We start from the raw sequence: 11,142 nt of genomic DNA on the forward strand, positions 1-11,142 counted from the left end.
TTTTCCACCGGACGCCGGGGTGCGCGTCTGGCGCGTGTGCCGTTCAGGCGTTTCCGTGCCGCTACTCCCCGTTGTTCATTCCTGATTGCAGGTGCGCCTGTATCGTCGAATGAGGACGAAATGAAACTGAACTACCTGGCCGCTGCTCTGGCCGTTTCCCTGCCGGTTACCGCTTCGGCGCATTTCCAGCTGAACTACACTGAACAAGCGCTGATCGAAAAGCCCGGCGACGTGCCGATGGGCCTGGTGTTCTGGCACCCGATGGCCAACGGCCATGCGATGGACATGGGCAAGCCGGAAGAGTTTTTCATGATCCACAAAGGTGAAAAGACCGACCTGTCGGACCGCCTGGAACCCGCCACCTTCAAAGGGGCTGAAAACGAAGCTTCGGCTTACAAGGCCTCGGTCCCGGTCAAGCGGTCCGGCGACTATGTCGTGGTGACGGTCCCTTCGCCTTACTACGAGGAAAGTGAAGACATCTATATCCAGCAGATCTCCAAGGTCGTGCTGAACCGCAACACGCTGCCCACAGACTGGGACCAGCCGGCTGGCCTGGCGACCGAGATCCTGCCGCTGAACAAGCCCTATAACGTCATCGTAGGCTCCACCTTTTCCGGTCAGGTTCTGGCGGACGGCAAGCCGGTTCCGGGTGCCGAGATCGAAGTCGAGTTCATGGCGTCGGAGCCGGATCTGGAAAAATTCTCAACCACTGATCCCACCGTGGGTGAGATGCCGGGCGGCGCAATTGTTGCCATCGCCGACCAGAACGGCGTTTTTTCCTTTGGCATTCCGAAAGCAGGCTACTGGGGCTTTGCGGCACTCGGGTCCGGTCCGGCGACCGAGCACGACGGCAAGGAACTCAGCCAGGATGCTGTTCTGTGGATCCACGCAGAAGAGCTGAAGTGAAAGTAGACCGATGCATATCGTAGACGGCGCACTGTCGAACCCGGTTGTGATCGGCGGCGCGGTTTCCGCCGTCGGCGGTATTGCCATGGGTCTGCGCAACCTGCCGCTGGAGCGGATTCCCGCGGCGGGTGTTCTGTCGGCCAGTTTCTTTGTGGCCTCCCTGATCCATGTCCCGATCGGGCCCAGTTCGGTTCACCTGATCCTAAATGGCCTTGCCGGGCTGGTGCTGGGCTGGGCCGCGTTCCCGGCTTTGTTTGTCGGGCTTCTCCTGCAGGCGGTCTTCTTCGGCTTCGGCGGGCTGACCGTGTTGGGCGTGAACGCCGTGAATATTGCCCTGCCCGCTGTTCTGGTCGGCCTGATGTTCCGGCCGCTGGTGGCGCGCGGCTCGCCGCTGCAGGGGGCTATCTGGGGCGGCATTGGCGGCGGTGCAGCAATTGCCTTCACAACCCTCGCAGTCGCAGTATCGCTGATGCTGTCCGGTGATGAGTTCATCCTTGCCGCCAAGCTTGTGTTCTTTTCCCATATCCCAGTGATGCTGATCGAGGCGCTGTTGTCCGGCGCCGCCATTTTCCTGGCCCGGCGGGTGAAGCCCGAACTGTTTGTTGACACGAAAGGAAGCCTGGCATGATCCGCTCCTGCGTGCTGATCCTTGCCCTGCTGGCACCGCTGCCGGCATTGGCGCACAATGTGATTTCCTCGGTGTTTCCATCTGGATCGGACATTGAGGGCGAGGTCGGCTTTTCCAATGGTGATATGGCTGCGGACTTGCTGATCGAGGTCTTTGACGAGGCTGGCGGCAAACTGGGTGAAACCAGGACCGACGCTGACGGCTTCTTCCTGTTCACCCCGTCAGAACCGGTGACGCATATCTTCCGCGGCGACCTTGGTGCCGGCCATGTTGCCGAAGTGATCATGGACGCCGCAGAGGTCGCACAGATCATGGGCCAAAGCCCAAGCATGGCAGCGCTTGCGGCGACTAGCACCGCAGACGTCACTTCGGCCTCCAGGTCTGCCGGTTTGTCCGATCAGGCCCGCGCTGAGCTTGCCACCATGATGCGCAATGAATTGCGCCCGCTTCGGCAGGAGCTTACCGCGTTTAAGAACAAGTCCGATTTTCAGTCTGTTCTTGGCGGCATCGGCTACATCTTTGGTCTTTTTGGTCTGGGCTTTTACATCGCTGCGCGGCGCAGAATCGGTGGCAAAGCATGACCTATGTCCTGACAGGCGCCGAAAGGCCGCTCAGTGGCATCGGTGCCTTCCGCGCCAAGGTCACCGCGCTTGACCCGCGGATGCGCATCGTAATGACCGCGGTCTATGCCGTTGTGGTGGTCTCCCTTAGCAACCTTTGGGTGCTGTCAGCTGCGCTTGGCCTGTCGATGTGGCTACTGGCTTTCTCCGGGCTGCCGCCCCGGAAGACGCTGAAGCGGATGGCGATGATGGACAGTTTCATCATCTTCATGCTGGTGCTGCTGCCGTTCACTGTTCCGGGCACCCCAGTCCTTTCTGTTTGGGGGCTGGAGGCGAGCTGGGAAGGCCTGCGGCGCGCGGCCGAGATTGCCCTGACCGCAAATGCCGTCATCCTGGCGGTCATGACGCTGGTCGGGTCCATGGAGCCCGTGACGATGGGACATGCTCTCTTTGCCCTCAAGACGCCGGAGCGGCTGGTGCATCTGATGATGTTCACTATCCGCTACATCGATGTCCTGCGCGAGGAATACCAGCGCCTGAGCACCTCGATGAAGCTGCGCGGCTTCCGCCCCGGCACCAACTGGCACACCTACCGCAGCTACGGCTATCTGGTGGGGATGATGCTGGTGCGCGCCATTGAACGGTCGGAACGCATTCTGGCGGCGATGAAATGCCGGGGCTTCTCCGGCCGTATCATCCTCCTGGAAGACTTCCGCCTGCGCAGGGCGGACCTGTTGTTTGCCGCGGCACTTACCGCCGCCCTTGCCGCCCTGATCTGGGCAGAGGCCTTTTATGCCGCTTCTTGATCTGAATGATATTCATTTTGCCTACCCTGGGCTTGATCCGGTGCTGGAAGGCGCCTCGATGAAGCTCAATGCGGGAGAACGGCTGTCGATTGTCGGACCAAATGGAGCAGGGAAATCCACGCTCCTAAAAATCATCATGGGATTGATTGCACCCGATAGCGGTTCTGTCACAGCATTCGGAAAACCTTGCAACAGCGAACCGGACTTTCACGAAGTGCGCCGCCGTGTGGGGTTCGTTTTCCAGGACGCCGATGACCAGCTGTTCTGCCCGACTGTGGCCGAAGATGTCGCCTTCGGCCCGCTGAACCTAGGCAAGTCCAAGCAGGAAGCTCTGGCGGTGGTTGATGCAATACTGTCACGCCTGCGGCTGATGCACCTGCGTGACCGGGTCACCCACAAGCTGTCGGGCGGTGAGAAACGGCTGGTGACGCTGGCCACGGTTCTGGCAATGGAACCGGAAGTGCTCATACTCGATGAGCCGACCAACGCGCTGGATCCAGAAAATTATGCACGGCTGGCTGAGATTCTGAAAGAGCTTGACCAGGCGGTTCTGCTGGTCAGCCATGATCCTGAGTTCCGTGAACAGATTGCTCCAACAGGGTATCACCTGATGGAGCGGACACTTACAAGGGTATAGCGGTTTTTTGGCTGAACAGGGCTTTAGCACACACGCTTCCTGCTAAAAAACCGCCGCTCCTGGTTAGCCATGCTGCGAATGCGGCCAATATCCGCAAAGTCCGGTCCCTGATCCGTCTCTGATCAACCTATGCTGCAACGCCGATCAATGGCCGCGTTGAACGCCGCGGGGCAGCGCGCAATTTTCTGCATCTGCGATATCCAGTGTGCAGCAAGCGCGCGCAGCTAGAAATGCCAATGAGCAAGTTGGGCTCACAGTCAAATTTCGCCGTCTGCCACACGAACATCTGCTGCCGATACGGGAACGTCTGGTCACCGTTCCAGGTCGCACGATTTCAAGGACTTGGCCGTAACTCTGGGTGGCCGCTTCTGTTGCCTCAGAGCCATCGGATTCGCCGCGTGAGCAGTCAGCAAAAGAGAGCCCCTTTGCGGTCAAAAGTTGGCTCGCCGCCTGCGCCATTTTCATACTTCGTGATCAGCAAAAAGCCGTCGTTTATGGTATTTCCAATGAAAGACTATGTTGTGAGGCAACTAGCCTACATTTGTTTGCTTGGCTCCCGTCCAGGTGATCTTCCTTTTGCACGGTCTTTGAATGTAATCGCCCACATCGCGGCCAGGATCATCAGCGTCGAAAGGTAGAAAGCACCGTCTGGGACAAGCCGGAACAGCATGAAATCCGCTAAAACGGCAAAAATCAGCGACAGATACTCGAATGGTGCGAGTTTTGAGATTTCGCTGTGCTGCAGAGCAAGGGTCATCATGATATGGGCAATGCCACCTGCAATTCCTGCACCGCAGAGGTAGACCAGCTGCAGAAAGTCAGGCTGGACCCAGCCCCAAAACACAGAAACTCCCCCAGCCACTGCACAGGTCAGTGCAAAGTAGAAGGCTATGGCTCCGGCGTTTTCCGTTTGAGCAAGGCTGCGGATCTGAATTTTGGCACCGGCCGTGAAGATCGCCATGGCGAAGGCCAGGCCTGCTCCGATCAAATAGGGTTGATCCGGTGTCGCAGCAGTCAAGCCAGGCAGCACTAGAACGAGCATTCCCAGGAACCCCAGGACAACGGCAAACCAGCGCATCCCGTTCACTTGTTCACCCAATAAGAATCGCGCCAGAACCACTGCCAGGACCGGGGCCAGATAGCCTATGATCGACGCATGGGCGAGCGGCAGGTATTTTAGCGAAGCAAATGAGGCGAACAGCGCAGTGCAGCCCAGTAGGCAGCGGGCAATATGGGACAGGGGTCGTTTAGTCCGCAAACCGCTAGGAAAGTCCCGTGTCCACATCAGGAACAGAACCAGTGGTATCAGGGCGACGGCGCTTCGAAAAAACACCACCTGGCCTAACGGGACCTCGTCGGCAAGCAGCTTCACAAACACGACCATGACTGTGAAAAACAAGGTTGCGCCGATGCGCAGTGCGATACCTGTGGCTTCCATTGTTTTGCCTCTTGGTGGGTTATCTGGTCTGTGCCAGTACGTCTCGGAGCCTGTCTCCAGCCAGATTGATTGCCAGCACGGAAACCAGCACGGCCAGACCCGGAAAAATCATAATGTGAGGAGCGGTCTGCATATAGGGTTTGCCATCCAGCAGCATGGCCCCCCATTCGGCGGTGGGCGGCTGCACTCCGAACCCCAGAAAGCTGAGCCCAGACACTGCAAGGATCGTGCGTGACCAGCTGCTGGTCCAAAGAACCAGCAGTGATGGCAGCACATTCGGCAGAATGTGGCGCCACAGGATCAGCCAGTCAGTCAGGCCGTTCAGGCGGGCCTGAATAACAAAATCCCGTTCTCCGATGGTCAACCCCAGACTGCGGGCAAGCCGCGCGAATTTCATCCAACTGACCAGAGACAGGGCAACCACTAGGTTGACAGTGCTGGGGCCGAACAGCCCGGCAAAGGCAACCGCTGCGATAAGCTCCGGAAAGGCAAAGAAACTGTCTGTCACTCGCATCAGCAGGGCGTCGGGGAAGGAACCGGAACGGGCAGCCAGCAGCCCGACGAGCGTCCCTGCGATCAGCCCCGCCAATGACACCACAAGCGCCAGCCCCAGAGACCAGAACGCACCATAAAGCAGCCGGGTGCCAATATCGCGGCCCAGATGGTCTGTGCCGAACCAGTGTGCAGGTTCAGGCGGCGCCAGTCGGTTGAGAAAATCCGCCTGTGCCGGCTGGTAGGGTGTCAACCACAATCCGATGCACAGCCCCAGTGCCAGCACCGCCAGTACCAGACCTGTTCTGCGCTTGAACCGGGACAGCGGGCTGTCCGGCAGCTTGGCGCCTTTTTGTAGGAGAACCTCACTCATACCCTCTGCTCCTGCGTGCGGGTCGCCGGGTCACTGGCGGCCTGCAGTGCCTCAGCCAGTGAATTGATCACGACATAAGCAACGGCAAAGAACATCACCAGAAACATCACCATAGGCAGGTCGCGCGACAGCACGGAGCCAGCCAGCAAAGACCCCAGCCCAGACCGGGCAAAGGTCAGCTCGACGATGATCGCGCCTTCCAGCAGGCTAGCAAAGTCGATCGCAATCATGGTCACAGCGGGCACCATCGCGTGGCGCAGCACGTGCCGAAAGAAGATCTCGCTCTCGGAAATGCCGCGCAGGCGCAGGGTTTCGACAAATGGCTGATTGGCCGCCTCCAGCATGAAGCTGCGAAGCAGACGGGTCTGCGAGGCCATCACCCAGAACGCCAGCGTCAGCGCTGGCAGCACCAGATGCGCGGGCGTGCCGGTGCCATATGACGGGAACCACCCCAGATGCACGGCAAAGCCCAGGATCAGCAGCAAGCCCAGCCAGTAGCTCGGCATGGCTGCGCCGACTGAGGAGAGCATCACGGCAGCCCGGTCCAGCCATGTCCCCGGGTGGCGCACCGCAAGACTGGCCAACAGAAACGCAACAGCCAGCCCCAGCCCCAGAGACGTTAGCGACAGGGTCACTGTTTCACCAAGATTGCCAATGAAAATGTCCCAGACCGACGTTTGCGAGGCATACGACAGGCCAAAATCACCGCGCAGCACATTGCCAAACCAATAGAGGTACTGGAGCCAGAACGGCTCCTCTAAGTGGAACTCGGCGCGAATGGCCTGGAGCAGTTCTGGTGGGAAGGCAATTTCTTCGGGGTAGCGCGCATGGGCAATAGCCTCAGCTCGGTCGCCGGGGGAGAAATAGCTGAGCGTGAAGGTAATCAGGCTGATCCCCAACAGAACAAAGGCAAGGCCCGGCAGGCGCGACAGAAAATACTTCATGCGGCCTCACTGGCGTGGCTCAATGTGCCGAGGCTGCGGGCGGCCTCGATCAGGTTTTCCGCATAGGGGCTGGCCGGTGCGGCAATGAACTCATCGCATGGCTGATAGGCTTCGACCTGCCCCATGCGCAGAACCAGAACCTTATCAGCATAGGCCGCGGCGAACCCCAGATCATGGGTGACCACAAGATATGCGGTCTGCGTCTTGCGCCGCAGCACTTCCATTTGGCGGGCGATCTTCTTTTGCACCAGAGCATCCAGCGCGCTCAGCGGCTCATCAAAAAAGATGAGCTTGGGCCGGGCGATCAAGGCCCGCGCCAGACAGGCCCGCTGTGCCTGACCCAGAGAGACCTGACCAGGGAACCTGCTGTAAAACTCCGATCCCAGCTGGACATCTTCCAGTGCGGCAAGAACGGCACTCTTGCGCTCCTGGACGGTCAGGTTTTGGCGGTAAAGGCTTTCCTGTATAGAGGCGCCAAGTGTCAGCCGCGGGTTCAGAGCAGCCAATGGATCCTGCATTACCCAGCGGGTCTGCGGCAGGCCAGGGTGCGTTGGCACAGCCCCGGTGATATCCGTGCCAGAGGGCGTGAACACTAGCCTGCGGCAAGTTGCGGGCAGAAACCCCTGCACGGCTTTCAGCAAGGTAGACTTACCTGCGCCGCTTTCTCCGATGACACATAGCATTCCACCCTGCTGGATGTCACAGGAAACATCTTGCAACAGCACTTTGTCTCCGGCCCTGACTGTCAGGCCTTCGAGTTGAAAGACCGGGTCATTCGGCGGCATGGCTGATCTCTGGCTTGGCTTTGTCCCAGCAGCGGTGCGCCACTAGCTCGCGGGAATAGGTATGCTGCGGGTTGGACAAAAGGATGTCAGAAACTCCGCTCTCAACAATCCGGCCGCGCTGCATAATTGCAATCCGTCCTGCAAATCGTGCGGCCAGCGCCAGGTCGTGGGTCACCATCATCACCGCGATCTCATGTTCCGCGGCGATGCGCCGGGTTTCCTGCAGCACCTGCGATGCAATCAGCGGATCCAGCGCTGAGGTCGGCTCGTCCAGGATCAAAAGTTTCGGAGCATCCATCAGGGCCATCGCCAGCAACAGACGCTGCTGCATACCTCGACTCCACTGATGCGGGTAGCTACCGCCCGGATCCGGCAGGCCAAGGGCCGATAGAATGTCCCGCTGATGTGAGGTGTGTTTTACCCTTTTGCGGCGGGCCAGCTGGTCCCATTGCCAGCGCAGGCGGCGCAGCGGATCAAAGCCATGGGCCGGGCTTTGCGGCACATATGCAATGCCATCCAGAGTGGTTTTTGCGGGCGAGGCAAAAGCACGCTGCGCGCCGTTGAACAGAATGTGCCCGCTGGTCGGACGCGCAGGGCGGGTCAGGCCCATCACGGCCCGCAAAAGAGTAGATTTGCCCGCACCGGAGCCGCCCACAACCGCCAGCCATTCTGTCGGCGCCATCTCAAGACTGACATCATGCAGAATACCCTGCCCGCCAATTTCGGCGGACAGGGCCTCGATTTTCATCAAAGGTGCCTGTTTACTCGGCAATCGCCAGCTCCGGGCTCGCCAGATAGGTTTCTGCCGGGTGGATGCGGTAGCCCTCAACCTTGCCATTGCCGACCGAAACCTGTGTCTTGTGGAACAGCGGGATCACCGGAAGGTCACGGTTGATAATGGCTTGAACCTCGGCATAGACCGGTTTGCGCTCTTCGCTTGAAAACAGGCTACGGCCCTTTTTAAGCAGTGCGTCCAGCTCAGGGTTGGAGTAGCCGGAAACATTATAGCTGCCATCCGTCGCCACCAATGTGCTGGGGAAGTAATCCGGATCGCCTTGCGGGGCGGTGCCCCAGGCCTGTAGGTGCAGGTCGATTTCGCCAGCTTTAAGTGCCTCGTTGTTTGCGCCGAATTCACCCATTGCGATTTCCGCGCCCAGACCGATCTGCTGCAGCATGATCTGCGAGATTTCCAGTGTCGGCCGCAGCGCAGCCCGGCCTTCGTAGCTACGGATCTTCAGCACGATGTCTTCGCCGTTCAGCTCCCGGATGCCATTGCCGTCACTGTCGGTAATTCCCGCCTCATCCAGCATGGCCAGCGCTTTGGCCGGGTCATAGGACAGGCTGATATCGCCGTTTACCCAGGATTTCATGCTGGCTGGGAAGATGCCATTGGCCGACTGCCCACCGACACCTGCCAGGGTCGCCGCAACGATGGTGTCACGGTCCAGGCCCAGCGAAACGGCATTCAGAAGCGTCTGGTTGGACAGTGGACCGTCATTCACCCGTGGCTGCAAGAAGAACAGTCGCGCGGTTGCCTCCGAGAACAGCTGGCCTTTGCCTTCTTCAAGCAGCTTGGCGAAATCCGGTTCCGGGTAGTTGGTGACCAGATCAACATCACCCGCCTGCAGTGCCAGTGCCGCAACCGAAGGGTCGCTGATCGCGTCGATCACCAGACGGTCAAGTTTCGGCGCGCCGCCCCAGTAATCGGCAAACCCAGTGGTCACATAAGTTTTGTCCGTTTCCGCATTTTCAAAGACAAACGGACCAGTGCCCACCAGCGGCATTGCATCGGTGCCGTCTTTCATGACAGCCGCCGACGGTTCGGTCAGCGACCACAGGAAAGCTGAGTTCGGTGCACTGGTGCGGAAGACCAGCGTTTTATCGTCAACCAGCTCGATGGATTCGATGTTCAGAAGCTTGACCAGGCGCGGGTTATTCCCGGGGTGGCCCTCTTCGCTCAGCTTTTCAAACGACTCTTTGACAGCCTGGGCGGTGACCGCAGAGCCATCATGGAATTTTACACCCTCGCGCAGGGTGATTTTCCATTCCCGTTCAGACAGGTTTTCAAAACCGGTGGCAAGGCGCGGCTGAAGGGTCATGTCATAGCCGATACCAATCAGCGTTTCCGACACGCCTGCCCGGTTGCTGAGCCAGCCATTCTGGCGGGCACGGGGATCAGGAATGCTGCTTTTGGGGCCAAACGGCGCGGCAATCACCATTTCCAATTTGGTTTCTGCGGCTGCAGGGCTCAAAAGCGCCGCAGCGGCGAGGCAGGTTGCGGCGAGGGTTTTGGTCCAGAAAGCGCGTGAATAATTCGGCATGTCCTTGGTCCTTAGGTTTCTGACAAGGGAATTTTGGGGTGAGGTGTACAAGTTATGTGATAATATAACAAGCGCTGATTCAGTGGACAGCTGCGTCAGCTCAGGTGTTAGGCAGGCAGCTGCGGAACCTGCATGGACAAGATGATGTCAGGGACGGCAACCGCACCTGCGGCTACGTCCAAGCAAGCCCAAACAGTGGGAGCAAGTTTCCGAGATACGCAGGATGCGTGCCATGAGGCCTCCTTCCAGGACGCCCCGTCCCGGTGTGGTTGAAATCGCGATGGCAGGTCTCCTGACTTGCGGGTCTTGGCTGCGCCATCCTTCCCAGCCATACGGCCAGTGGGTGCTTGGCGTCGCTATCCGCTTACAGTTGCGGGGGCAGTCACGGATTTAGCGCCTGTTGGCTACACCTCACCGTGTTCCCTTTTCATCCTCTCAGCATTTTGCCTTGAGGAACCATCGAAAGCAGGTAGGCGAACGCTGACAGAATTGTCAATTGCCCCGAACCAATAGGTAAGGGCTCGAGGTGGGCCAAAAGCTGCAAGTTTCAAGAGGGTCAGTTTCAATGGAAATGACCTTTGCAGCTAATGGTTCAGCCAAATTGCCTCAGTAGCCTGTATTGTAATGAACCGGCCTGTCAGGCAGTGCCTCTATTAAGTTGGCTTCCCTGCGCGAAGCCGACACTCGGGGCACCCCTAGCTGCAATTGGGGCGGAAGTCAGCTCCGTCCGGCGACCTGTGGATTCGGGTGACAGATCTCTCTGCAGCATGCTTGAACGGCTGTTTTTTACGCCGCTCAGCGGCGCCCAAAATGATGCAGTTGCGACGATTTTGTTGCGGCGAGCACGCGCAGCGAAGAAATCCAAGGTACAAGTTGGGCTCGAACCTGCCGTCCACTGCATGAAGCTGCGACGTCAGCTGCCTGCGTAAAGAGGGCACAGGATGGCGCCTTGGCTGCGTTTGCAGCGAAAACCGGCCTGTCTTGGGTCAGAAATGCTTGACAATTGGGGTGGAAATGCCTGGCAGGTGCAGGCAATTTTTCCTTAAAAACAGTCAGCATCGGGTCAGCTTTGCCTGACGTTTGACACAAATTGTCGGGCGACACATAGTTTTGCCATTTGCGACAGAACCTTTCCTTTTTCGTGTCTCCAACATCCCCGCTCGCGCCTCCTGTTCCGCCAGTGGTTTCAATCGGCATGGAACTTTGACCCCCTATAGGCATCCAAAATTGACCCCCTGTTTGACGTGCGGTT

12 protein-coding genes and 1 riboswitch are annotated in these 11,142 nt (G+C 58.8%); of the genes, 5 read left to right on the forward strand and 7 right to left on the reverse strand.

What is annotated here, in order from left to right:
- Positions 1-120 precede the first annotated feature (120 nt).
- From GC1_RS06695 to GC1_RS06715, 5 genes are read left to right on the forward strand one after another with little or no spacing between them, the layout of a single operon-like run.
- Complete coding sequence (locus GC1_RS06695) at positions 121-906, forward strand: DUF4198 domain-containing protein (protein WP_019294587.1); 786 nt, start codon at positions 121-123, stop codon at positions 904-906.
- Positions 907-916: 10 nt separating this feature from the next.
- Positions 917-1,534, forward strand: a complete 618-nt coding sequence (gene cbiM / locus GC1_RS06700) for a cobalt transporter CbiM (RefSeq protein ID WP_019294586.1) — start codon at positions 917-919, stop codon at positions 1,532-1,534.
- Positions 1,531-2,115 (forward strand): cobalt ABC transporter permease, encoded by a 585-nt coding sequence (locus GC1_RS06705; RefSeq protein ID WP_019294585.1) that lies wholly within the window; start codon positions 1,531-1,533, stop codon positions 2,113-2,115. The genes cbiM and GC1_RS06705 overlap by 4 nt, the downstream gene beginning before the upstream one ends.
- Positions 2,112-2,900 carry a cobalt ECF transporter T component CbiQ gene (gene cbiQ / locus GC1_RS06710; protein WP_019294584.1) on the forward strand — a complete coding sequence of 263 codons (789 nt, stop codon included), beginning with the start codon at positions 2,112-2,114 and terminating at the stop codon, positions 2,898-2,900. The genes GC1_RS06705 and cbiQ overlap by 4 nt, the downstream gene beginning before the upstream one ends.
- Entirely contained in the window at positions 2,887-3,537 is a 651-nt protein-coding gene (locus GC1_RS06715) for an energy-coupling factor ABC transporter ATP-binding protein (protein ID WP_019294583.1), read from the forward strand. The genes cbiQ and GC1_RS06715 overlap by 14 nt, the downstream gene beginning before the upstream one ends.
- Before the next feature lie 535 nt (positions 3,538-4,072).
- Here GC1_RS06715 and GC1_RS06720 read toward each other — a convergent pair.
- The 7 genes from GC1_RS06720 to GC1_RS22405 form a co-directional block, all read right to left on the reverse strand.
- On the reverse strand, positions 4,073-4,975 hold the full coding sequence (locus GC1_RS06720; RefSeq protein ID WP_019294582.1) for a DMT family transporter: 903 nt from the start codon (positions 4,973-4,975) through the stop codon (positions 4,073-4,075).
- Positions 4,976-4,994: 19 nt separating this feature from the next.
- Complete coding sequence (locus tag GC1_RS06725) at positions 4,995-5,840, reverse strand: ABC transporter permease (RefSeq protein WP_019294581.1); 846 nt, start codon at positions 5,838-5,840, stop codon at positions 4,995-4,997.
- A complete protein-coding gene (locus tag GC1_RS06730; RefSeq protein WP_019294580.1) occupies positions 5,837-6,784 on the reverse strand; it encodes an ABC transporter permease in 948 nt (315 codons plus the stop codon). The genes GC1_RS06725 and GC1_RS06730 overlap by 4 nt, the downstream gene beginning before the upstream one ends.
- On the reverse strand, positions 6,781-7,569 hold the full coding sequence (locus tag GC1_RS06735; RefSeq protein WP_272946432.1) for an ATP-binding cassette domain-containing protein: 789 nt from the start codon (positions 7,567-7,569) through the stop codon (positions 6,781-6,783). The genes GC1_RS06730 and GC1_RS06735 overlap by 4 nt, the downstream gene beginning before the upstream one ends.
- The gene (locus GC1_RS06740) at positions 7,556-8,317 is read right to left on the reverse strand and encodes an ATP-binding cassette domain-containing protein (RefSeq protein WP_019294578.1); all 762 of its coding nucleotides are present in this window, start codon (positions 8,315-8,317) and stop codon (positions 7,556-7,558) included. The genes GC1_RS06735 and GC1_RS06740 overlap by 14 nt, the downstream gene beginning before the upstream one ends.
- 13 nt (positions 8,318-8,330) lie before the next feature.
- Positions 8,331-9,890, reverse strand: a complete 1,560-nt coding sequence (locus GC1_RS06745; RefSeq protein WP_019294577.1) for an ABC transporter substrate-binding protein — start codon at positions 9,888-9,890, stop codon at positions 8,331-8,333.
- 265 nt (positions 9,891-10,155) lie between these two features.
- A riboswitch (cobalamin riboswitch) is annotated at positions 10,156-10,366 on the reverse strand.
- Positions 10,367-10,685: 319 nt separating this feature from the next.
- Positions 10,686-11,087, reverse strand: a complete 402-nt coding sequence (locus tag GC1_RS22405; protein ID WP_152610579.1) for a hypothetical protein — start codon at positions 11,085-11,087, stop codon at positions 10,686-10,688.
- Positions 11,088-11,142 lie beyond the last annotated feature (55 nt).

The sequence above is a fragment of the Leisingera sp. ANG1 genome (genome assembly GCF_000203975.2).
Classification (GTDB): Bacteria; Pseudomonadota; Alphaproteobacteria; order Rhodobacterales; family Rhodobacteraceae; genus Leisingera.